Here is a 22,064-nt window from a genome sequence, read left to right as displayed (position 1 = left end):
GGGGTGGGCCGGACACACCTGGACGTCAGGTGCCGGTGGCGGCCACCGGTTCGGACGGCAGGTGCGGCTCGATGAGGCCGAACCCGCCTTCCTTGCGGCGGTAGACGATGGACAGCGCCTGCGACTGCTGGTTCTGGAAGACGTAGAAGTCGTTGTTCATCAAGTTCATCTGCATCACCGCGTCATCCACCGACAGCGACTGGATGGCCAGGTGCGTGGTGCGCACCAGGCGCGCGATGCCCGCCTCGCCTGCCTGGGCGGTGTCGGCCCGAGCCCCGGCCGTGGCCGGCGTGACGGACGTGACGGAGGCTTCCGTGGAGTCCAGCGACTCGGAGACCTCGAAGACGTCGTGGCGGACCTTCAGCGTGTTCACCAGGTCCTGGCGGTGGTGCACCTTCTCCTTGCCGTGGTGCGACTTGAGCTTGTCGCGGTAGCGCCGCAGCTGCCGTTCGATCTTGTCCATCGCGAGGTCGATGGACGCGTACATGTCATCGCTCTTCTCTCGCCCCCGGAGGATCCAGGCGCCGGAGTGGATGGTGATGTCCGCGTGGTGCAGGTGCCGCTCCAACGACAGGACCACGTGGGCCTCTCCAGCCCGGTCCAGCAGTCGGTTCACCCGGTCAACCTTTTCACGGGCGTACTCCTTCAGGGAATCCGACGCTCCGAACTGACGGAAGGTGATGTTGAGCTGCATGCGTGGCCGCCTCCTAGGGAGAGAGGTAAGCTCCGTCACAGATCAGAGACGGAGCCCACGCCGAAAGCAACCCGTCCCCCCACGTAGGAACTTCCCGTTCTCGACATGCGCGCGCGCAAGCGACCGCTAGAGGACACGTGTTGTGTCCGTTGCCGGTCACGGGAGGGGCATTCCGACCCGGGTCCTATTTGCCAGCCCGGGCCGTGGAGCAAGCCCCCGCTTCACGCGAGCAGCTGCCCGCCCGCCTTCGGGGCAGGGCCTGGAGCCACGCGCTCAGGGCACGACGGACACGAGGAAGTCCTGCGAGTGGAAGATGCCGCCGTCGCACGACGCCACGCCCGTGCACTCGCGCACGACGCCGGCCAGGTCCCCGCCCAGCGTGAGGGTGTGGTTCGCCTGCGGGGTGTTGGGCGGAATGGTGATGCTCACCTTCCCTCCCTCCTGCGTGGCGGTGAGGTTGGTGGGCGCCCGGCCGCCCTCGCGGAAGAGGACGACCTCGATGGGGCCCGGCACCTCCGTCGCGGGCTCCCAGAGGAACGCGTAGGTCTGCCCCACGCGCAGCCGGTCCGCGGCGCCCTCCCCCTGGTACGTGAACTGGCGCTTGGCCTTGGCGCCCTGGAGCACCAGGCGCACGGTGCTGGTGGCGTCCTGGAGCTGCACGGTGATGTCGCCCACCGGCTCACGGCCCCACGCGGCCGGGTCGTAGTTGAAGAAGGCGCGGCTGTTCTCGCAGGAGTCCGCCCGCCCCCCCACGTCCGACGCGCCGCCCGGCACCAGCGTCATGGGCTCGCCGTTGAAGGTGGCCGTCACGTCGTCGGCGAAGCGCGAGCACGGGGCGCCGTCCTTCGACACCGAGTAGCTGACGGTGAAGCGGTGCGCGCCCTGCGCGTCCGGCGTCAGGACGTCGTCCACGTCCGCCAGCGCGTAGGTGAGCGTGCGGTCCGACAGCTCCGCGAGCGACATCACCTTCGTCTCGCCGCCGCTACAGCCGGCCAGGGACAGCAGGGTTCCAACCACACCAAGGACCCGGATTCCACCCACGGTCCGACGCGCGAAGAGCACAGGGAAGGACATAGCGCCGCGGACCCTATCACTCCCGCGCGAGCAGTCCGGTCAGACGCTGCTCCACGGCCGGCCACTCGGTGTCGAGGATGCTGTAGTACGCGCTGTCGCGCACGATGCCGCCGCGCACCAGCATGTGGTTGCGCAGGATGCCCTCGAACGTGGCCCCCAGGCGGGCGATGGCCGCGCGCGAGCGCTCGTTGCGCCTGTCTGTCTTCAGCTGCACGCGCATCACCGCCAGGGTCTCGAAGGCGTGGCGCAAGAGCAGGGACTTGCACTCGGTGTTCACCCGCGAGCGCCACACGCGCCGCCCCAGCCAGGTGGAGCCGATCTCCAGCGTGCGGAAGTCGCGGTTTATCTCCATGAAGCGCGTGGTGCCCACCACGTCCCCGCTCTTGCGCTCACAGATGGCGAAGGGGCGCTCCGTGCCCGCGTCCGCGGCCCGGAGCGCGGCGGCGACGTAGTCCGCCACGTCGGCCTCCGTGCGCAGCACGCGCGAGAAGTGCGTGAACAGCTCCGGCTCGCAGAGCGTCGTGAGCGCGGGCACATGGGACAGGGAGAGGGGCACCAGCCGCACCGCCGTCCCCTCCAGGGTGACGGGCGGAACGACGAGGGGCACGAGGTCGCGGCGGGGCACTTCGGCGTCAGAGACGGGGGCGTGCGGGTCCATGGACCCGCTTCATGCCCCACTTCCGGCCCTGATGGGCAGGGCCGGGTCGCGGCAGTCGCCAGGAGTAGCGCGCTAGTAGTAGCGCTTGCGCTTGCTGCTGGGGAGGATGCCCAGCACCTCGCGGTACTTGGCCACCGTGCGCCGGGCGATTTCGGTGCCCTGCGAGCGCAGGAGCTCCACCAGCTTCTGGTCCGAGTACGGGTTGCGCGAGTCTTCCTGCGACACCAGCTGCTTGATGTGGTGCTTCACCGCTTCGCTGGCCGTGTCCTCGCCGGACACGCGCGAGATGGACGAGTTGAAGAAGTACTTCAGCTCGAAGATGCCCTGCGGCGTATGCACGTACTTGCTCGTCGTCACGCGGCTGACGGTGGACTCGTGCATGCCGATGTCCTCCGCCACGTCGCGCAGGATGAGGGGCTTCAGGTGCGCGATGCCCTTGTCCAGGAAGTCCTTCTGGAACTTCACGATGCTCTCGGTGACCTTGTAGATGGTCCGCTGCCGCTGGTGGATGGAGCGGATGAGCCACATCGCACTGCGCAGCTTGTCCTGGATGAAGTCCTTCGTCTGCCCGGGGCTCACCGCGCCGTTCTTCAGCGCGTTCCGATACATGCCGGAGATGCGCAGCTTGGACAGGCCGTCGTCGTTGAGGACGACGGTGTAGTCCTCCTCGCCCAGCTTGTAGACGAAGACGTCGGGGGTGATGTACTGCGCGTCGTCCCCGCTGAAGTTGCGGCCCGGCCGCGGGTCCAGCTTCGGGAGCAGCTTCGCCGCCGACACGACCTCGTCCAGGGTGACCTTGAGGTCCTTGGCGATGGCCGGCAGGTTCTTGCTCTCCAGATACTTCATGTGCCGCTTGATGATGAGGCCGAGCAGGGCGGCGTGCGGATCCTTCATCGCCTGCAGCTGGATGAGCAGGCACTCCTGGAGGTCGCGCGCGCCGCAGCCCCGGGGCTCCAGGTTCTGGATGCGACGCAGGGTGCGCTCGGCGACGTGCATGGGCACGTCCGCCTCGTTGGACAGGCGGATGAGCGGGTCGCCTTCGATGTCCGGGAGCTTGAGGTAGCCGTCGTCGTCCAGGTTGCCCAGGATGAGCACCGCCACGCGGCGCTCGGCCTCGTTGAGCCGCAGCGTGCCCAGCTGCACCTGGAGGTGGTCGACCAGGTCCTCCTTCTTCACCATGTTGGCTTCGAACGACGGCAGGTCGTCCGTGGCCACGTTGCCCTTGTTGGAGGCGGTGGTGGGCTCGTTGAACTGGTAGCTGTTGAGGTAGGCCTCCCAATCGATTTCCGGGGGGCCCTCGCCGTCCGCCTTGAACTCCTGGGCCGTCTCCGGGTTGGCGGAGGGCATGTCGCCGTCGCGGATGGCCTCGGCGTTGTCGGCCTCCAGCGAGGCCTCGCCCGGCTCCTTCTCGCTCACCTCACCCGGCATCCCCTCTTCGGGCTGCTCCAGGAGCGGGTTCTGCTCCATCTCCTCGCGGACCTGGTCCAGGAGCTCCATCCGCGAGAGCTGGAGGAGCTTGATGGCCTGCTGCAGCTGGGGCGTCATCACCAGCTGCTGCGCGAGCTTCAGGCTCTGTTTGAGTTCCATCGCCATGAGGGGGCGTCTCCAGAAGACGGGCATGCCACTTGAATGGAGTTTCCAATCAAGGACCGTGCCAACCTAACAAGGACCCTCGGCCACGTCCAGTGCCCCTCCACGTGGTTCCTGGATTGCATTGTCAGAAATCTGCAAGAAATCCAGAAGGTTGCCGCAACCCCCGCCTGCCTGCCCGATGTTCAAACGTCGACGCAAAAGCGGGGCCAACTTCACGCGGAGCATCTGGAGACACACGGAGCGTCTGGATCGTCAAGGCGCCTGGAGACGGAAGCGGTCTCCCAGGTAGACGGCTCTCGCACGAGCAGACCCGGCGATCTGCGCGGGGGTGCCCTCTTCGAGAATCTGACCCTGTGCGATGATGTAGGCCCGGTCACAGATGCCCAGGGTGTCCTGGACGTTGTGGTCGGTGATGAGGATGCCCAGGCCCCGCTCGCGCAGCAGGTGGATCTGCCGCTGGAGGTCGCCCACGTTGATGGGGTCCACGCCGGCGAAGGGCTCGTCGAAGAGGATGAAGCGGGGGGCGGGGATGAGGCTGCGGGCGATCTCCGCGCGCCTGCGCTCGCCGCCGGAGAGCGTCTCGCCCCAGGACTCGGCCACGTGGGTGAGGCCGAACTCCTCCAGGAGGGTGGCGGCGCGCTTCTCCCGCTCCGCGCGGGCGAGCCCTTTCTGGAGCTCCAGCACGGACAGGAAGTTCTGCCGCACCGTGAGCTTGCGGAAGATGGAGGCCTCCTGTGGCAGGTAGCCCACGCCCCGGCGCGCGCGGCGGTGCATGGGCAGGTGGGTGAGGTCCTCGTCGCCCACGCGCACGCGGCCCGCGTCCGGCGTCACCAGGCCCACCACCATGTTGAAGCTCGTCGTCTTGCCGGCGCCGTTGGGGCCCAGCAGGCCCACGACCTCGCCCGGGGCGACGTTGAAGGAGACGCCCTGCACCACCTGGCGGCGGCGGAAGGCCTTCTGGAGCCCTTCCGCGTAGAGCTTCGCGCCCTCCGTCATGGGGCCGTTCCCCCCGGCTTCGGCGTCGCGGGGGTCTTCTTGCGGGTGCCGGGGACGGCGGTGGAGTTCGGGGACTCCACGAGGATGCGGGCGTTCTCCACCTCCACGCGCTCGTTGCCGAGCACGAGGCGCACCTTGGTGCCGGTGACGTAGGTGTTGCCCTGGCGGGCCTCCGGGGAGCCCGTCACCACCAGCACGCCGGACGGGACGTCGTAGTCCGCGCGCTCGCCGCGGGCCTGCCGGTCGCCGTCCACGGCGCGCACGTTGCCGGCGCACACCACGCGCGTCACCTGGCGCGGCTGGTTGTAGTAGGCGGTCATCTTGTCGCAGCGGATGTCCATGGTCTGGTGCTTCACCCGCACGTTGCCGGTGAGCACCGCCTGGGCGCGGTCGCCGGTGACGTGGTCCGCGGAGAGATCCACCGGGTTGCGCAGGTCCACCGGGGCCAGCGAGGTGCCCGGCGCGGGGAGCGGGGCGGGCGGCGTGCCTGCGTCGAGGGGCTTCGGGGCACCGGGCTTCGGCGTCAAAGCGCCGGGCTTCGGGGCCACGGCCTGCGTGCCCGGGGCGGCAGGCGGCGTCGCCGGGGCGGCCTGAGCCGGTACTGGCTGGGCCAGGAACAGCGCCATCACGAGGAACTCAATCACTGCGTCGCTCCGCCCAGCACGGTCTCGACCGCGCCCTCGAAGGTGAACGTCTCGTCCGGGGCGGACAGCACGAAGCGGTCCGCCCGCATCTGGTAGTCGGGGCCCTTCACCGTCACGCCCTCCTCGCCATGCGCCCGCTGCATCGCGGCGTCGTAGGTGAGCCGCGGCGTGCGGGCCACCATCCCGTCACCCGTGCGCACGACGACGCCCCCGGTGCCCACCCACTGTCTGGACGCGAGGCTGCCGTCCATATTCGGCGCGGTGATCTCCGTGCCGCCCTCCATGGGGAGGGGCGAGCCGCGGGAGCCCTGGCCGGGGGGCAGCCGCACGGTCACGTGCGTCGCCAGCACCTCGCCGCCCGCGCGCCGGTACAGGACGCGCGAGGCGGTGCCGGAGACCACCAGCTTGTCGCCTTCGAACGAGCGCAGGCGCGCGCCCTCCAGCACCACGTCCGGTCGCGGCTCGTTCGCGGCGCCCTCGGCGGGACGGCGCGGTGCGCAGGCGGTGGCGAGGAGTCCCAGGAAGCTCAAGGCAAGCAGGCGCGACACGAGGTCTTCCTTATCACCGCGACGGGGCGGACGCTGTGTCGGCGAGGGCCGGGCGAGCGTCCTCGGGAGGACGCGTCTTCCACCGCTGGTGCATCCACACCCACTGTTCGGGCGCCCGGCGGATGGCCGCCTCGATGCGCTGCGACAGGGCGGCGGTGAGGGCCTGGACGGCCTGCTCGCGCTCCGTCACGTCGGGAGCGGGCACCTCCTCCATGGTGAGCCGGTAGCCCTTGCCCTCGCGCTGGCAGAAGCCCACCACCACCGCCGCGCCCGTGCGCAGCGCCAGGTCCGCCGCCGCGCGCGGGGTGGCGGCCAGCTCCCCGAAGAAGGGCACGAAGACGGACTGCACCTTGGTGTCCTGGTCGATGAGGATGCCGAGAATCTCTCCGCTGCGCAGGGTCCGGAGCATGGCCCGCGCCGCGCCCTCCTGACCGCGCCAGATGCTGCGCACCCCGCCCTTCGCCCGGAAGTCCTCCACGAGCGCGGTGAGGCGCGGGTCGCTGGTCTCCTTCGCGATGCTCTGGCTGGGGTAGCCCGCCTTCGCCACGCGCCGGGCGAGCAGTTCCCAGTTGCCCACGTGGCCTGACACGAAGACGACGCCCTTCCCCTTCGCCAGCGCGGCCTCCAGCACCCGCCGGTCCTCGGGGGGCCAGGACACCAGGGTCTCCAGCCCCGCATCCAGCGCGCGCGTGGAGGCGACCTCCAGGGCGGCGGCGGCCAGATGGCGGAAGGCGTCACGGGCGAGCGCGTCACGTTCCGCGTCGCTGCGGTCGGGGAAGGCGCGGGCGAGCGACTTGAGGGCCTTGCGCCGCTCGCCCCCCGCGAGGACGTAGGCCCAGCCGCCCAGCGTCATCCCCAGGGCGCGGGCCGTCCCCAGTGAGAGGAACTGGAGCAGGCGCAACATCCCGGCGATGAGCAGGTAGCGCAGGGTACGCTTCAGGCGCTTAGTTAGGGGAGGACGCTCCACGACGCGTCTCCATATCCCATGCGCGAATACAACTTCGACGGCCTCATTGGTCCGACCCACAATTACGCCGGCCTCTCGCCGGGCAACCTGGCGTCACAAACCCACGGGGGCCAGCCGAGCCAACCCCGGGAGGCGGCGCTCCAGGGGCTGGAGAAGATGCGCTTCGTGTCGGAGCTGGGCGTGGGTCAGGCGGTGCTGCCGCCCCAGCCGCGTCCGTCCCTGCGCACGCTGCGCACGCTGGGCTTCACGGGCACCGACGAGGAGGTCATCACCCGCGCCGCGCGCGACGCGGAGCACCTCCTGCGCCTCACCTCCAGCGCCTCCGCCATGTGGACGGCGAACGCGGCCACCGTCGCGCCGTCAGCGGACACGGCGGACGGACGGGTGCACCTGACGCCCGCGAACCTCACGCAGATGTTCCACCGCGCCATCGAGGCGGACACCACCCACGCGGTGCTGCGCGCCATCTTCGCGGATCCGAAGCACTTCCAGGTCCACGCCCCGCTGCCCGGCGCGGCGCACTTCGCGGACGAGGGCGCGGCGAACCACACGCGCCTCGTGACGCGGGGGCACAAGGCCGTGCACCTGCTCGCCTGGGGCCGCAGCGCGTGGCAGGACGTGAAGGGGCCCCAGCGCTTCCCGGCCCGTCAGACGCTGGAGGCAAGCCAGGCGCTGGCGCGGCTGCACCACCTGGATCCCGCGCAGGTCGTCCTGCCCCAGCAGCATCCGGACGGCATCGACGCGGGCGCGTTCCACACGGACGTGCTCGCGGTGGGCAACGAGCGCTTCCTCATGCTGCACGCGCTGGCGTTCGTGGATCACCCCGCGCTCCTCCAGACGCTGCGCGAGAAGCTGGGGCCGGACTTCCGCTCCGTGGTGGCGACGAACGACGAGCTGCCGGTGAAGGACGCGGTGAAGGCCTACCCGTTCAACTCGCAGGTGCTGTCGCTGCCGGACGGTACCATGGCCATCATCGCGCCCATCGAGAGCCGCGAGACGCCCCACGCGCGCGCCTTCCTGGAGCGCGTCGTCGCCGAGGAGAACCCGGTGAAGGCCGTGCACTACCTGGACGTGCGGCAGTCCATGAACAACGGCGGCGGCCCGGCGTGCCTGCGCCAGCGCATCTCCCTCACGGACGCGGAGCGGGACGCCATCACCGCGGACGTCTTCTACTCGCCCGCGCTGCACCAGACGCTGGCCGCCTGGGTGCGGCGCCACTACCGCGACGTGCTGAAGCCCGAGGACGTGAGGGATCCGCAGCTGGCGCGCGAGACGATGACCGCGCTCGATGAGCTGACGCGACTGCTCAAGCTGGGCAGCGTGTACGATTTCCAGCAGTAGGCCGGGCGCAAGCCTTGCCTGCCTGCCCTCCGAAACGCCGGACGGGTACTGGCAGGCCCGTCCGCCCTGTACCGGATGGCGAATGGCCCCACGCGTCGTCCGGACACACCTTCATGGCAAGGAGGTGACGTCCCGTGATCCCGACCGCCATCCAGCAATACCTCCGGCGCCATCGCGTCCCCTTCGAGCGGTATGCCCATGCCCGGGCCGAGTCCGCGATGGAGCTGGTGGAAGTCCTGAACGTGCCGAGCTGGCGCGTGGCGAAGTCCGTCATCGTGAAGGCGAACCGACAACCGTGGATCATCGTCGTGCCCGCGCTGGCGTCGGTGGACCTGCACCAGGTGCGCGAGATGCTCGGCGCGCACTCCGTGCGACTGGCCACGGAGGCCGAGTTCGTCGACCACTTCCCCGGCTGTGAGCCCGGCGCCGAGCCGCCTTTCGGAGAGCTGTACGGCATGCCCGTGGCGATCGATGAGTCGCTCAGCCTCAATGAGCGCCTGCTCTTTCGCGCGGGCTCGCACGAGGAGGCCCTGGAGCTGCGCTTCCAGGACTTCGCGCGCCTGGAGTGGCCGCTGGTCGCGTCGTTCATCCAGCCCGTTTCGGAGTCGCGCAGGGAGGATGAGTCCTACCGGGACTCCATCGAGGAGTCGGGCGCTCCGGCCTGACACTTCAGGGCGCGGGGGAATCGCTGACGACCCGCGAGCCACGCAGGGAGTCTTCGAGCTCCTGCGCCTTCGGATCCTCCACCCGCTCCCGTCGGCGTGCGTCCACCTGCGCACGCTCGTGGGCTTCCAGCCGCGCCGCCCAGGCCTCGGCCTCCGTGCGACGACTGCCCGCGCCTGGCGGCATGAGCCGCAGGCCTTCGTGCACCGACCGCGCCGCCGCGTCGTAGCGCGACAGCAGCTCCTGCAAGCGGGCCACCGCGAAGTGGCTGTCCGGGCCGGGCAGCAGCCCCACGACCGAGCGCCGCTGCTCCAGCGCGCGGGCCAGCAGCCCCTCGCGCTCGAAGCAGTCCGCCTCCAGTGAGAGCAGCCGCGCGCGCTGCTGGAGGTTCGTGAGGAAGGGCGCCACCGCGTCCAGCGTGTCGCGCGAGCGCCGCGTCAGCCCCGCCTCCTGCTGCCGCGCGGCCAGGGTGAAGGCCAGCTCCACGTCCTGGGGGAAGCGCTTCGCGAGGGCCTCCAGGGCCTGGAGCGCATCAGCCCCCCTGCCCTGCGCACGCCACACCTCCGCGCGCAGCAGGTGCGTGGCCAGGGCGTCCGGCGCACGTCGCTCCACCTCCGCGCACGCAGCCTCCGCCGCGGGCAGCTCCCCCTGGGCCAGCCGGCCGCGCGTCTCGTGCATCCACAGCGCGGTCGCTTCGGGCCGTCCCTCGTAGTGCTCGCGCGCCCAGGCGAGCCAGGCCAGTCCCAGCGCGCGACGCTCGGGCACGGCGAGCAGCGCCGCGGCCAGCTCCGGGGCCTGTCCGGGCGCCTCGGGCGTGAGCGTCCGCAGCTCCTCGGGCGTGCGGGCCAGGGGCAGCGCTTCGGAGATCAGCACGCGCGTGTCGCCAGCCTCGTGCGACAGGCGGTACTCGAGGAAGCCCTGCGCGCGCCGGCCCAGGTGCAGGAGCGCGCGCGCCGCCACGCGGTGCGACGGGGCATCCAGGGGGCGCAGGTACAGCGCGCGGTTGACGAACACCAACGCCTCCTTCGCGCCCGCCGGCCCATCCCTCACGGAGCCCATCGCCACCAGCCGGTACAGCAGGTAGTCCGCCGGATGCGCGTCGATGAGCGAGAGCCCCAGCGCGCGGACCTCCAGCCCGGGAGCCCGGGCCGACACGCGCTCCGCCAGCAGGGCCTCCGCGTCCGCCATCCGCCGCGAGCCCGGCACGAGCGCGACGAGCACCACGCCTGTGAACCCCGCCGCCAGGGCCAGCGCGAGGCCGGTGGGCAGCGCTCCCGTCCGCGTGCGCCTCGCGAACAGGGACCCGGCGTCACGAGGCCGCGCCACCGCGCCCAGGGCCACCGCCACGGCGACCGCGCACGCGGGCAGCTCCAGGTTGAAGTCGAAGAGGTTGTGCAGCGCCAGCGCCGCCACGCCCGACAGCGCCGCCAGGTCCACCGGCCCGTGGCCCTCGCGCCGCACGAGGCGCACGAAGCCCCAGAGGCCCAGCGCCAGCAGCAGCACGCCCGGCACGCCCCACTCCGTCGCCACCTGCAGCACCACGTTCTCCGGGTGCGTGAAGGTGTTGGGGTTGGGCTCCGTCTGGTAGCGCGGGAACGCGGCCTCGAACGCGCCCCGCCCCATGCCCAGCACCGGGAAGGCGCGGGCCGCGCGGGCCATCATCGGCCAGGGCTCCACCTTGCCGTGGCGCAGGGACTCCACGCTGTCCGCCGTGCGCGCCTCCGCCCACAGCTGATCCGCCGCCAGGTACAGGCCCACCGACAGCGTCGCCAGGAGCCCCAGCAGCACCGCCGCGCCCCGGCCCCACGAAGGCCTCGCGGGCGTGCGCGCTTCACGCCGCTGCTTCGACAGCCAGCCGGCGAGCAGCACCTGCCCGAAGACGAAGAACACGATGCCCGCGCGCGACAGCGACAGCAACACGCCCGCGCCGGAGACGAGCGCCGCCGCCGCGAAGGGCCACGCCTCCGCGCGCGACGGCTTCGACAGCGCGAGCCCCACCGCCACCGTCGCCGCCAGCCCCAGGAAGCCCGCGAGGTGGTTGGGGTTGCCGAACGGCGTCACCAGCGGCGGCCGCGCGTGCACATACGCCCTCAGCCCGAACAGCGTCTCCACGCCGAAGAGCGCATGCCCCAGCCCCACCGCCGCCACCGCCGCGCCCGTGAAGGCCAGCACCGTCATGAGCCGCTTGCGCGACGCCCGCGCGCGGCACACCTGCACCGCCGCGAGGAACGTGAGGAGATACGCCCCGTGCTTCGCCAGCTCGCGCCACGTGGCGGAGGGGTCCAGCGACACCGGCCGGAAGCCCGTGAGCCCCAGCGGCACCAGCACGTCCTCGCGCAGCGCCGCGGCCTCCGGGCTCACCCACGCGAGGACCGCGGGCGGCAGCGGCACGAGCTGCACCGCGCACAGCAGCACGCCTCCCACGAGCGGCGCCGCGAGGAGCGGGACGCGTGGGGACTCACCCTGCCGCCGCGCCCCCAGGACCGCGAGCACCGCGGCCAGCCCGGCCAGCACGCCCAGGGGCCAGGTCACCCAGCGCGCCGCCCCGCCCAACGCCACCGGGCCCAGCACCAGCAGCGCCGCGAGCGCGGCCTCGGCGGCCAGGGTGTACCGGGAGACGCGACGGGACTCGGGAGCCATGGGAGGGGCGCGAGTATGTCACGCCCTCCACGCGCCCCGGCACCCGCGCCCGGGCCGTCCCCCCGCACAGGAGGCAGGAGGCCCCGGACGTCGTCGTCGCTCAGGGCATCTCGAGCGTGTCCAGCCCCGCGGAGGGTCGCCTCACGTCGTCGAAGGGACTGACGACTCCCGAGGACTCCTCGCAGCGCTTCACGGGGTCGTCGAGCAGGACCTCCGGAACCGACGACAGCGGCGCGGAAGGCTCCGGGGCCGGCTTCCAACCCGCGAACGCCGTCCCCACCGCACAGGTGATGGCCAGCGTGATGAGCGCACCTCGGAGCGGAAAGTAACGGAGGACGATCATCGGGAGACCTCGGCCCGGGGGCACGGGACGACTGCGAGTAACCGGCCCTATTGGAGCACGAATCACGCCAGAACGTATCTCCCAGCAATCACCGGACAGCCAGACGAGCGCGTGACACGCCGGGTTACGCTTCCGTCCGCGCCTGTAGCGGGTTTCGCCACAGGAGGGGGCAGGCAGGGGTGCCGGGACATCGCTTGCATCCGGGGACCCATCTGGCATCTTCCGCCCAGCCCATGCGTCGCCTATTGCTGACCGCCGCCGTTCTCTGCGCCTCCCTCTCCGGACTCACCGCGTGCAAGACGAGTTGCCGCGAGCTGTCAGAGAAGCTCTGCGAGTGCGCCTTGAACTCCGTGGAGAAGCAGGCCTGCGAGCAGCGCGCCGCGGACGAAGAGGCCCGGGTCGAGCCCACCCCGGAAGACGAGGTCGCGTGCGAGGCGCTCATCGACTCCTGCGACTGCCGCGTCATCGAGACCGAAGAAGGCAAGAAGGCCTGCGGCCTCGCCCGCTGAGCGCCGTCTCCCCCTGACAACGGCGCCCCGGGGTCCCAAGAGACCCCTGAGCTCCGGAAGGGGGCTCCGGAAGGTCCCTCCGGAAGGTTGCTTCAGGCCCCTGGCGCCACGCGTGCCGGAGCCGGTGACGGCGCCCCATCCACCCACCGCTGGAGCCCGCGCTTCACGCGCACGCGCCACGGCGTCTCCACCCACCGGTGCACCGCCACCGACGCGGGCACGAGCAGCGCCACCAGCACGCCCAGGAAGCGCCACGGCGACGACAGGTCCACGCGCGTGGCCAGCCAGTGCACGAACTCACTGAGGGGGTACTGGAGCAGGTACATCGAGTAGCTGGCCCCGCCCAGGGACACCAGCCACGGCCGTGACAGCAGCTGTCCCAGCGGACCGCCGCCGCGCGCCAGGCCGTAGACCAGCAGCGCGGACGCGGGCGCCAGCAGCACGTTGTGCATCAGCGGATAGGGAATCCGTCCGCCCAGCATGAAGGCCACGAGCAGCAGCGCCGCGCCCGCCACCGCCATCCCCCCGCCGGAGCGTGGACGGGAGGTGGCCGCCGCGCGCTCGCGCACGAAGACCAGGCCCAGCAGCACGCCCAGCAGGAACTCCGGCAGCCGCACCAGCGGGTTGAACTTCAGCACCGTCAGCCAGTTGCCTCCGGACATGACGTTCAGCGTCCCCGGCCCATCCGGGCGCAGCGCCAGGTAGAGCAGCGGAGGCACCAGCCCCACGACCCACACGGCCAGCAGGGCCACCTTCAGGCGCGCGCCCCGGAGTCCCACCAGCCGCCGCGCCACCGCGGGGAACAGGAAGTAGAAGAAGGCCTCCACCGACACGGACCAGCCCGGCGGGTTCCAGTAGAGCGCCAGCTTGGGCACCCACGCCTGGAAGAGCGCCAGCGTGGTGAGGCCCGCGGTGCCCAGCTTCACGGTGGCCACGGGCAGCGAGTTCACCGCCAGCGAGCGCTGCATCGTGGGCACCGCCGACAGCAGGAACGTCAGCAGGAACACCGGGTAGACGCGCGCCACGCGGGCGCTCCAGAAGGCGCGCGAGGGCGTCTCCATCCTGCCGTCCACGTCCACGTAGTTGTACGCGAGCACGAAGCCCGACAGCAGGAAGAACAACCCCACGGACGCGTAGCCGGAGCCCACCAGGTAGAACAGCCACTCCGGCGCCCACGGAAGACAGGGGGTGCCGAAGTGGAACAACACCACATGCAGGGCTGCCAGGAAGCGCAGCCCCGTGAGGGCATCCAGCGAACCGCCCTGCTTCATCGACGGCCGATGCCGAAGTAGGTGAAGCCCTGCTCGCGCATGCGCGCGGGCTGGAAGATGTTGCGGCCGTCGAAGACGACGGGCGTCTTCATCAGCGCCTTCATGCGGTCGAAGTCCGGGTGGCGGAACTCGTTCCACTCGGTGACGACGAAGAGGCCGTCCACGCCCTCCAGCGCGTCGTAGGGTACTTCCGCGTAGCGGATCCGGTCGCCGAAGACGCGCTTGGACGCGTGCGCGGCCACGGGGTCGTGCGCAATCACCTGCGCGCCCTTGCCGATGAGGCCCTCGATGACCTCGATGGCCGGCGCCTCGCGCATGTCGTCCGTCTTGGGCTTGAAGGCCAGGCCCCACACGCCGAACTTCTTGCCCTCCAGCGACCCGTAGTGCTTCACGGCCTTGTTCACGAGCAGCTTCTTCTGGCGCTCGTTGGTGCGCTCCACCGCGCGCAGCAGGTCCAGCTCCAGGCCGTACTCACGCGCCGTGGTGACCAGCGCCTTCACGTCCTTGGGGAAGCAGGAGCCGCCGTAGCCCACGCCGGGGAACAGGAACGGGTAGCCGATGCGCTTGTCCGCGCCCAGGCCCTTGCGCACGAAGTCCACGTCCGCGCCGACCTTCTCGCAGAGCGCGGCCACGTCGTTCATGAAGGAGATGCGCGTGGCGAGCATCGCGTTGGCCGCGTACTTCGTCAGCTCCGCGGAGCGCGTGTCCATGAACAGGATGGGGTTCTCCGTGCGCACGAAGGGCGCGTACAGCTCCCCCATGAGCTGCCGGGCGCGCTCGGTGTCCGCGCCGATGACGACGCGGTCCGGCTTGAAGAAGTCGTCCAGCGCGGCGCCCTCCTTGAGGAACTCCGGGTTGGAGACGACGTCGAACTCCACCTTCGTCACCTTGGCGATGGCGTCACGGACCTTGTCCGCGGTTCCCACCGGCACGGTGCTCTTGTCCACCACCACCGTGTACTGCTTGATCGCGCGGCCCACCGCCTGCGCCGCCGCGAGCACGTACTGGAGGTCGGCCTCGCCGCTCTCACCTTCCGGAGTGCCCACCGCGATGAACACGGCCTGGGCGTTCGCGACGCCCTCCGCCAGGTTCGTGGTGAAGGTGAGGCGCTTCTCCTTCACGTTCTTGCGGATCAGCTCTTCCAGACCCGGCTCGTAGATGGGCACCTGCCCGTCCTGGAGCATGCGGATCTTCCGCTCGTCGATGTCCACACACGCGACGTCGTTTCCGGAGTCCGCGAAGCAGGTGCCCGCGACGAGTCCGACGTAGCCCGATCCGATGATGGCAATACGCATTCTTGAAAGGTCCTGGTTTCAACAGGTGGCGTCATGAACTCATACGCCGACAGGCGCACCGAAAGAAAGCCCGGGGGCCCTGAACGCACAGCGACCAGACAGGCTTACTGCCCTGTAAGGAGGCGTCGCAGCCGGTCCACGCCCCGCAGGGCGGAGGCGCGCCCAGGGGTGCTGACAGGACCCACCACCCCCCGGTCCAGGAGCTCGCGTGTGGCGCGGCGCAAGGGCGGGAACGCGGCGGTGGCCTGTGCTTCCGCCTCCGGGAACAGCCGCGCGACGATGGCGAGCGACGTGTAGAGGGCGCGCTCCAGGCCGAACGCCTCCGCGCGCTCCAGCAGCACCGGCACGTTCATGGGCCGCGAGTACACGCCGCCCATCCAGGTGGCCCCGGTGATGAGCTCCCGGAGGTCCACGTAGGACAACCACGGCACGTCATACCCGCGGTGGGCCTGGTCCAGCGCGGTGAGCAGCAGCGCGTCCTCCAGCTCCGGCCGGAAGACGGAGGTGCCGTAGACCTTCATGGGGATGGCGCGGTCGAAGATGCCGGCCAGCTGCTCGCGGCGGTTCGCGCCCAGCACGTCCGAGTAGAGGTAGATGGGGGTGCGGCCGTCGGACACCACGCGCGCGGCGCCGCTGTTCGTGTCGTCCTTCTCCGGGACGAACTCGTGGTTGGACAGGTAGCCGGCGAAGCCGTCCACGTCCATGCGGCGCACCAGCACCTGGATGTCCAGCACGGGGCGGAAGCCCACGTGGGGGTAGAGCGCCTCCGCGAAGGCAGCGCCGCCCAGCAGCAGGATCTTGCGGCCCTCCAGCTGATCCACGATGCGCTTGAAGTGGACCAGCTTCATCACGTTGTCGTTCACGGAGCCGGTGTAGATGGCCATCATCCGGTCGCGGGCCCACTCGGGCGCCTCGCCTCCGGCCATCCGATACTCCAGGTTGTACGCGGCGAGCGGCGCCAACCCCTGGGAGATGGCCCAGTCGACGTAGGCCTCCCAGGGCGCACCCCGGAGCTTTCCGCGCGGAGGCTCGAAGGAGGACAGGACCCGGAAGGTGTCGAGGAGGCTGGGCGCCATGGTGCGGCACCTTTAATGGGCGGAGCACGCCCGCCGCAATGACCGTCTTGTGAAGCGCTCCGGATGGGTCGACACCGGGACGGGTTCCCTGTTGCCCAGGCGACCGGACGGTCTGGAGCCCTACCCTCGACGGCTCCGGAGACTTCGCAGGCGGCGGAGCGCATAGCGCACCATGGGCCGGGCCCGGGGCGCCAGCGCGAGCTTCGCGGCGACCCACGCGGGCTTGTTCCGGGCGAGCTCCGCGTCCAGCAGCCGCGGTCCGGAGAACAGCCGGGTCGCCAGCCCGCGCTGCCACACGGGCGGGGCCAGGGCCTGGAGCACGCGCTGCGGCACGGGCGCGTCCAGCAGCCGGCGCGCGGCGTCCCACGCGTACCAGGCGAGGTGGGGCAGGCCCGTCTGCTTCGCGCGCGTCACCACGCCGTCCCAGTCGAGCGTGGGCCGGGCCCGCGCCAGCAACTTCAAGTCGAACAGCCACGCCAGCCGCTGCAACAGGTGGTTGCTCGCGTGCAGGGCCAGGTACACAGCCTCGTCCTCCGCGCACAGGAAGCGGACGCGCTGACCGTCCAGCTCCGCGTCCTCGGCGCGGGCCACCAGCGCGTCGCCCTCCAGCGCCTGCCCGTAGCCCGCGAGCGCGCGGTAGTGCAGCTCCACCAGTCCGGCGGGGCCGGTGAGTTCGACGTGGTGGGTGTCGTCGCGGTCCGCGTCGACGGCCTTCGTCGTCAGGCCCAGCCCTTCGAGCGCGTGCACCGAGCACAGCACGCGGTCGCGGGACACGAGCAGGTCCACGTCGGTGGTCGCCCGCTGGAGCGGCTCCGGGTAGAGCCTGCGGGACAGGCCGTAGCCCTTGAGCAGCACCGGCACCACGTCCACCGCGGCCAGGGCCTCCACGCTGCGCAGCAGCAGCGCCCGCACGCGCATGCCCCGCGCCGCGCCGGACAGGGACTCGCGGCGCAGCAGCGCGCGTGCGTCCTCCGGAAGCGTCCAGTCCGCCCGGGACAGGGCGTGCTCGACGAAGCCCGCGAGGCCGTGGCGCACGGCGTCCTTCACCAGCGCGTCGGCGGTGTGCGTGGGAGCGGGCCCGGCGGGCGCATCCGGCCAGGCCTGGAGCAGCGTCAGCAGGGTCGGGGACGCGGCCGGGCTCACGGGCTCACCGTCGCATTGCGATGATGCGCTCGGGCTCCGCGGCTTCCAGGGCCGCGAGCTGCACGGTGCGTTCGGCCACCGCGTCCGCGACCACCTCCAGCGCCAGCTCCTCGTCGCGGTCGATGGCGCCGCGCCCGTCGCGCCAGCACAGGCGCAGCGTGCCGAGCAGCACCTCGCCGTCCTTCACCTCCACGCGCACCTCCAGCGGCGCGGAGGTGCCGGCCTCCGGACGCTGCGACTCGAAGGTGATGCCCGCGTCAGGCGCCTCGTACGGGCGGCGCAGGCGCAGCGACTGCGAGGCCGCGTCCATGCCCGGGGCCAGCGGCCGCACGGCGTTCCACACGTCCTGGAGCGAGCCTGCTTCGCGCACGGCCGCGGTGACGGCCTTCACCAGCGTGCGCAGCTGCTGGTTGCGCTGGCGCGTCTGCTGGACGGTGCCCGCGTGGCGCACGTCCAGGTAGCCCAGCTTGCGCATCAGCACCACGATGACGACGCCCATGCCGCAGAGCAGGAGCGCGCTCTGCATGCTGTTGGCGAAGTGGAGCCCCAGCGCGGTGAGCATGAAGAGGGTGCACAGCGCGTAGAGCACCAGCACGGTGGTGCGGTGGGTGAGCAAGAGGCGGCTCATCAAGCGGTGGTGGATGTGTTCCTTGTCCGCGCTGAACAGGGGTCTGCCCAGGAGCGAGCGGCGCACCATGGCGAGCAGCGTGTCCATGATGGGCAGGCCCAGCGCCATCACCGGCACGAGCAGCGCCACGGCGGTGCCGCTCTTGGACGACGTCTTGATGGACACCGCCGCGAGCACGAAGCCCAGGAACATGCTGCCCGTGTCCCCCATGAAGATGGAGGCCGGGTTGAAGTTGAACACCAGGAACCCGAGGATGGCGCCCGCGAGCGCGATCATCAGCAGGCACAGCAGCACGTCCCCGCGCATCAGCGCGAGCAGGAAGTGGGTGCCCACGCCGAAGAACGCGACCCCGCCCGCCAGCCCGTCCAACCCGTCGATGAGGTTGAGCGCGTTGATGACGCCCACCACCCACAGCACCGTCAGGGGCAGGCTCAAGAAGCCCAGCGTCAGCTCCGCGCCGAAGGGGTTGGCGAGCACCTCGATGCGGAAGCCCACCGCGTACAGCCCCAGCGCCACCGCGAACTGCACGGAGAACTTCAGCTTCGCGTCCGCGCCCCGCAGGTCGTCGTAGAGGCCCAGCGCCGCGATGAGCGCGCCGCCGATGAAGAGCCCCACGATGAGCTCCGTCTGCGCGCGGAACTGGAGCCCCACCCCCGAGTCCACGAGGAACAGCGCGCACAGCGGCGCGAAGAAGCCGCCCACGATGCCAATGCCCCCCAGCCGCGGGATGGGCCGCACGTGCACCTTGCGGCTGGAGTTCGCCTGGTCGAGCCAGCCCCACGCGAGCGCGCGTTCGCGGACGACCCAGGTGAGCGCCAGCGCGACGACGAGCGAAACAAGGAAGGCGACGAAGAAGGTGATCATTCAGGGGGGGTCAGCCCCTATCGTGACGGCCGGCCATGCAGCGCGTCAATGTCCTGGAGCCGTGAACCCGAACAACGCGCCTGCCTACTTGGTGTCAGCAGAACGGATACGCAGGACTTCTTCGTAAAGCGCGAGGGTCCGCGAGGCGATGTCAGGCCAGGTGAGACCCTGCACCGCCGCCTGGGCCGCGCGGCGAAGCGCGTACCGTTGGGAGGGATCCGCCGCGAGCGTGCGCACGGCTTCCACCAGCGCGTCCACGTCACCGATGGGCACGAGGAAGCCCGTGCGGCCGGGGTGCACGATGGAGGGGGCCACCCCCACCGGTGTGGAGATGGGCACGAGGCCTGAAGCCATGGCCTCCACCAGCGCCATGCCGTAGCCCTCCGCGTGGCTGGGGAAGAGGAGCACCTCCTCCTGCGCGAGCAGGCCCGGCAGCGTGGCATGGGCGTAGTGCGGCACCACGCGCAGGTGCACCTGCACGGACGGCGGGAAGGCCGCGCGGACCTCGGGTTCGGGGGTGCCGGTGCCGTAGAGGGTCAGCGTGAAGGGCGTGCCCAGCGCGTGCAGTCGGCCCGCCGCGGCGATGACGTCCTCGCGCCCCTTGCGCTGGATGAAGGTGCCCACGGTCGCGAGGCGCAGGGGGCCGTCCGCGAGCGGGGCCGGCAGGGGCAGGCCGTGGAAGGCTTCCCCGAGGCCGTGGGGGATGAGGCTCAGCTTCGATGCGGGGATGCGCAGCCGTTCGCGCGCGTAGGCGGCGTCCGCTTCGTTGAGGAGCACGGAGCGGTCCGCGAGGCGCAGCGACTGCGCGACCTCCCAGAGGCGGAAACCCCCGTGGTACAGCGGATACTTCCAGCTCAGGTGCGCCTTGCCCTCGCGCGCGTCGGCACGGAGCTGTTCGGAGACGGTGTGCTCCAGGCCGTGGCTGCGCGTCACCAGCGCGTGACGGCGGGGAGCGCCGGGACGTCCGGCCCGCGCCCAGGGCCACGCATCCCCGGTGGTGACGTCGAGCACGTCGTAGTCGCGCGCCACGCGGGCGAGGTGCGCGGAGAGCTTCCACGGGAAGCGGAGGTTGTGGAGCGCGGTGTGGTGCTGCTCACCGGGGAAGGCGTCGCCGTAGCCGTAGTAGTCCACGGTGCAGCCCTGCGCCTGGAGGGCGCGGCCCAGCGCGAGCGTCACGCCCGGAGCGCCCAGGTCCTGGGACAGCGGATGGTGGATGGCGAGGAGCACGCGCATGGAGGGCGCTTCATAGCAGGGCGCCCTGGCGTGGGCAGGGGTGGCCTTTGGGGGCTCGACCCTGGCAGGCTGCCGCCTTTCGCGGTTGCCCCCCACCAGGATGGATCCATGCGCGTCAGTACCCACTTCGCCCTCTGGGTGGCGGGCCTCGCCCAGGCGGAGACGCAGACGACGGCGGGAGAGCGCGCCTGCCTCGCGCGGCACGCGGCGGGGCGACAGCGACTGGTGGAGATCGGCGTGTGGCACGGCGTGACGACGCGGGTGCTGCGCGCGGTGATGGACCCCACCGCGACGCTGTGGGCCGTGGATCCGTATCCGGTGGGACGCCTGCGCGTGAGCTTCCAGCAGCTCATCGCGCACCGCGAGGTGAACAGCGTGCGCAACGGCCGCGTGGAGTGGGTGCGCGACACCGGCGTCGGCGCCGCGAACCGGCACCGCGAGCGCGGCCTCCCTCCGGCGGACTTCGTCTTCATCGACGGGGACCACACCTACGAAGGGCTCCAGGGCGACTGGACCGGTTGGAGTCCGCTGGTGGCACCGGGCGCCATCATCGCGCTGCACGACACCCACGCGAGCCCCTCACGCCCGATGAACACCACGGGCAGCGCGCGCTACACGCGGGAGGTCATCCTCCACGACCCCGCGTTCGAGTGCGTGGACACGCACGACTCGTTGACCGTGATGCGCCGTCGCGAAGCTTGAGCCCCGCGCCTCACATCTGCGGACCCGCGAGCAGCGCCGCGCCGATGGCGCCGGACAGGTCACCCAGCTCCGCCACGTGCATCGCGGGCTTGCGCTCCGCGCTGAACAGGTGCGGGTGCATGGCGTCGGCGATGCGCTCCACGTACGGCGTGCCCAGCCGCGACCCCAGCCCTCCGCCGATGACGACCGCCTCCACGTCCAACAGGTTGATGACGGAGGCGATGGCGACGCCCATCATCTCCACCGCGCGGTGGATGAGCCGCGTCGCGAGTGGATCCTTCTCCTTCAGCGCCTGCGCCCACACGCCGCTCGACAGCCGCGTGCGCTTCCTGTCGTGCATGATGTCGAAGAGGATCGTCCTCTCCCCCTTCTTCACCGCGGTGCGCGCCTTGCGTTCCAGGGACGCCCGGCCCGCGTAGGCCTCCAGGCAGCCGCGCCGGCCACAGCCACAGCGCGCACCGTTGGCCTTCACCACCATGTGACCAATCTCTCCGGCCGCGCCTTGACCGCGCCACGGCACGCCGTTCAGCACCAGCCCTCCGCCGACGCCCGTGCCCCACCACACGCCCAGCACGGAGCGGAAGTCGCGGCCCGCGCCCAGCTTGTACTCGGCCGCGACCGCCACCTGCACGTCGTTGCCCATCACCACCTTGCCGCCCACGAGGTCGCCCAGGTCCGACGCGAGCGGATACGGATCCTCCCAGCCGCCCGCCACGTTGCTCGTGTGCGCGAGCGTGCCGCTGTTCGCATCCACCGACCCCGGGGCGCCCACGCCCACGCCGGCGAGCTTCGCGGGCTCGATGCCCGCCGTCCGCGCCGCTTCCCCCAGCGTGCCGTACAGCTCTTTCACCACCTCGCCCGGGCCGCCCTTCACGGGCGTCGGGTGGCGGGCCCGGCCCAGCACCTCGCCGCGCGCGTCCACGATGACCGCTTCAATCTTGGTCCCTCCCAGGTCAAGGCCTCCCCAGATGCGGGCCCGGCCATTGGAGGTTCCGTTCGCCGCCCGCCCGTTCTTCGCTGAAGCCTCGGCCATGTTTCGACTCCCAGGGGTTCGCGGCACCGGTCGCCGCGCGCACTGAATCTGCACACCGCGACTGCCCCCTTGCGCCACCTCACCGAACACGCCCGTGGCTGCCCGCCCGCTCTCCAGGTTTCCGGACAGGCCCTGTTCGTCGGACGCGG

21 protein-coding genes are annotated in these 22,064 nt (G+C 71.2%); 4 read left to right on the top strand and 17 right to left on the bottom strand.

The window, feature by feature from the left end:
* Window positions 1-25 precede the first annotated feature (25 nt).
* From raiA to D7V97_RS09360, 8 genes are all read right to left on the bottom strand, one after another.
* Window positions 26-694 (bottom strand): ribosome-associated translation inhibitor RaiA, encoded by a 669-nt coding sequence (gene raiA / locus D7V97_RS09395; RefSeq protein ID WP_120610268.1) that lies wholly within the window; start codon window positions 692-694, stop codon window positions 26-28.
* A gap of 273 nt (window positions 695-967) precedes the next feature.
* The gene (locus tag D7V97_RS09390) at window positions 968-1,711 is read right to left on the bottom strand and encodes a hypothetical protein (protein ID WP_233582601.1); all 744 of its coding nucleotides are present in this window, start codon (window positions 1,709-1,711) and stop codon (window positions 968-970) included.
* Window positions 1,712-1,784: 73 nt separating this feature from the next.
* Window positions 1,785-2,426 carry a GNAT family N-acetyltransferase gene (locus tag D7V97_RS09385; protein ID WP_120610267.1) on the bottom strand — a complete coding sequence of 214 codons (642 nt, stop codon included), beginning with the start codon at window positions 2,424-2,426 and terminating at the stop codon, window positions 1,785-1,787.
* 72 nt (window positions 2,427-2,498) lie between these two features.
* Entirely contained in the window at window positions 2,499-4,019 is a 1,521-nt protein-coding gene (gene rpoN / locus D7V97_RS09380) for an RNA polymerase factor sigma-54 (RefSeq protein ID WP_120610266.1), read from the bottom strand.
* A 252-nt stretch (window positions 4,020-4,271) separates the two neighbouring features.
* Complete coding sequence (gene lptB, locus D7V97_RS09375; protein WP_120610265.1) at window positions 4,272-5,015, bottom strand: LPS export ABC transporter ATP-binding protein; 744 nt, start codon at window positions 5,013-5,015, stop codon at window positions 4,272-4,274.
* Window positions 5,012-5,659, bottom strand: coding sequence for an LptA/OstA family protein (locus D7V97_RS09370; protein WP_120610264.1), 648 nt, complete (start codon window positions 5,657-5,659; stop codon window positions 5,012-5,014). The genes lptB and D7V97_RS09370 overlap by 4 nt, the downstream gene beginning before the upstream one ends.
* Window positions 5,656-6,207 carry an LPS export ABC transporter periplasmic protein LptC gene (locus D7V97_RS09365; protein WP_120610263.1) on the bottom strand — a complete coding sequence of 184 codons (552 nt, stop codon included), beginning with the start codon at window positions 6,205-6,207 and terminating at the stop codon, window positions 5,656-5,658. The genes D7V97_RS09370 and D7V97_RS09365 overlap by 4 nt, the downstream gene beginning before the upstream one ends.
* 13 nt (window positions 6,208-6,220) lie before the next feature.
* Window positions 6,221-7,174, bottom strand: a complete 954-nt coding sequence (locus D7V97_RS09360) for a lysophospholipid acyltransferase family protein (protein ID WP_120610262.1) — start codon at window positions 7,172-7,174, stop codon at window positions 6,221-6,223.
* 18 nt (window positions 7,175-7,192) lie between these two features.
* On the opposite strand from D7V97_RS09360, the gene astB reads away from it, so the two are divergent.
* Together astB and D7V97_RS09350 are read left to right on the top strand one after the other, a co-directional pair.
* On the top strand, window positions 7,193-8,515 hold the full coding sequence (gene astB, locus D7V97_RS09355; RefSeq protein WP_120610261.1) for an N-succinylarginine dihydrolase: 1,323 nt from the start codon (window positions 7,193-7,195) through the stop codon (window positions 8,513-8,515).
* Window positions 8,516-8,649: 134 nt separating this feature from the next.
* A complete protein-coding gene (locus tag D7V97_RS09350; protein ID WP_120610260.1) occupies window positions 8,650-9,180 on the top strand; it encodes an aminoacyl-tRNA deacylase in 531 nt (176 codons plus the stop codon).
* A gap of 4 nt (window positions 9,181-9,184) precedes the next feature.
* Here D7V97_RS09350 and D7V97_RS09345 read toward each other — a convergent pair whose 3' ends face one another.
* Together D7V97_RS09345 and D7V97_RS09340 are read right to left on the bottom strand one after the other, a co-directional pair.
* The gene (locus D7V97_RS09345; protein WP_120610259.1) at window positions 9,185-11,818 is read right to left on the bottom strand and encodes an O-antigen ligase family protein; all 2,634 of its coding nucleotides are present in this window, start codon (window positions 11,816-11,818) and stop codon (window positions 9,185-9,187) included.
* Between the two features lie 100 nt (window positions 11,819-11,918).
* Window positions 11,919-12,161, bottom strand: coding sequence for a hypothetical protein (locus D7V97_RS09340; protein ID WP_120610258.1), 243 nt, complete (start codon window positions 12,159-12,161; stop codon window positions 11,919-11,921).
* A gap of 233 nt (window positions 12,162-12,394) precedes the next feature.
* Here D7V97_RS09340 and D7V97_RS09335 point away from each other — a divergent pair, with 233 nt between their 5' ends.
* On the top strand, window positions 12,395-12,670 hold the full coding sequence (locus tag D7V97_RS09335) for a hypothetical protein (protein ID WP_120610272.1): 276 nt from the start codon (window positions 12,395-12,397) through the stop codon (window positions 12,668-12,670).
* Between the two features lie 92 nt (window positions 12,671-12,762).
* Here D7V97_RS09335 and D7V97_RS09330 read toward each other — a convergent pair whose 3' ends face one another.
* The 6 genes from D7V97_RS09330 to D7V97_RS09305 form a co-directional block, all read right to left on the bottom strand.
* A complete protein-coding gene (locus D7V97_RS09330) occupies window positions 12,763-13,941 on the bottom strand; it encodes an acyltransferase (protein WP_120610257.1) in 1,179 nt (392 codons plus the stop codon).
* Complete coding sequence (locus tag D7V97_RS09325; protein WP_120610256.1) at window positions 13,938-15,236, bottom strand: UDP-glucose/GDP-mannose dehydrogenase family protein; 1,299 nt, start codon at window positions 15,234-15,236, stop codon at window positions 13,938-13,940. Before D7V97_RS09325 ends, D7V97_RS09330 begins: the two co-directional genes overlap by 4 nt.
* Window positions 15,237-15,340: 104 nt before the next feature.
* Window positions 15,341-16,312, bottom strand: coding sequence for a nucleotidyltransferase family protein (locus tag D7V97_RS09320; RefSeq protein ID WP_120610255.1), 972 nt, complete (start codon window positions 16,310-16,312; stop codon window positions 15,341-15,343).
* 120 nt (window positions 16,313-16,432) lie between these two features.
* Entirely contained in the window at window positions 16,433-17,455 is a 1,023-nt protein-coding gene (locus D7V97_RS09315; RefSeq protein WP_199728756.1) for a nucleotidyltransferase family protein, read from the bottom strand.
* Window positions 17,456-17,459: 4 nt separating this feature from the next.
* The gene (locus tag D7V97_RS09310; protein WP_120610254.1) at window positions 17,460-18,947 is read right to left on the bottom strand and encodes an MraY family glycosyltransferase; all 1,488 of its coding nucleotides are present in this window, start codon (window positions 18,945-18,947) and stop codon (window positions 17,460-17,462) included.
* Window positions 18,948-19,031: 84 nt separating this feature from the next.
* Window positions 19,032-20,180 carry a glycosyltransferase family 4 protein gene (locus D7V97_RS09305; protein ID WP_120610253.1) on the bottom strand — a complete coding sequence of 383 codons (1,149 nt, stop codon included), beginning with the start codon at window positions 20,178-20,180 and terminating at the stop codon, window positions 19,032-19,034.
* A 108-nt stretch (window positions 20,181-20,288) separates the two neighbouring features.
* On the opposite strand from D7V97_RS09305, the gene D7V97_RS09300 reads away from it, so the two are divergent.
* A complete protein-coding gene (locus D7V97_RS09300; protein ID WP_158623319.1) occupies window positions 20,289-20,882 on the top strand; it encodes a class I SAM-dependent methyltransferase in 594 nt (197 codons plus the stop codon).
* Window positions 20,883-20,892: 10 nt separating this feature from the next.
* Here the strand turns inward: D7V97_RS09300 and D7V97_RS09295 are convergent, their stop codons facing one another.
* The gene (locus tag D7V97_RS09295) at window positions 20,893-21,915 is read right to left on the bottom strand and encodes an ROK family protein (RefSeq protein WP_120610252.1); all 1,023 of its coding nucleotides are present in this window, start codon (window positions 21,913-21,915) and stop codon (window positions 20,893-20,895) included.
* Window positions 21,916-22,064: the final 149 nt, after the last annotated feature.

It is taken from the genome of Corallococcus sp. CA053C (genome assembly GCF_003611675.1).
Taxonomy (GTDB): Bacteria; Myxococcota; Myxococcia; order Myxococcales; family Myxococcaceae; genus Corallococcus.
The sequence above is the reverse complement of the archived record's forward strand: the minus strand, read 5'-3'. Positions and strand labels throughout refer to the sequence as shown.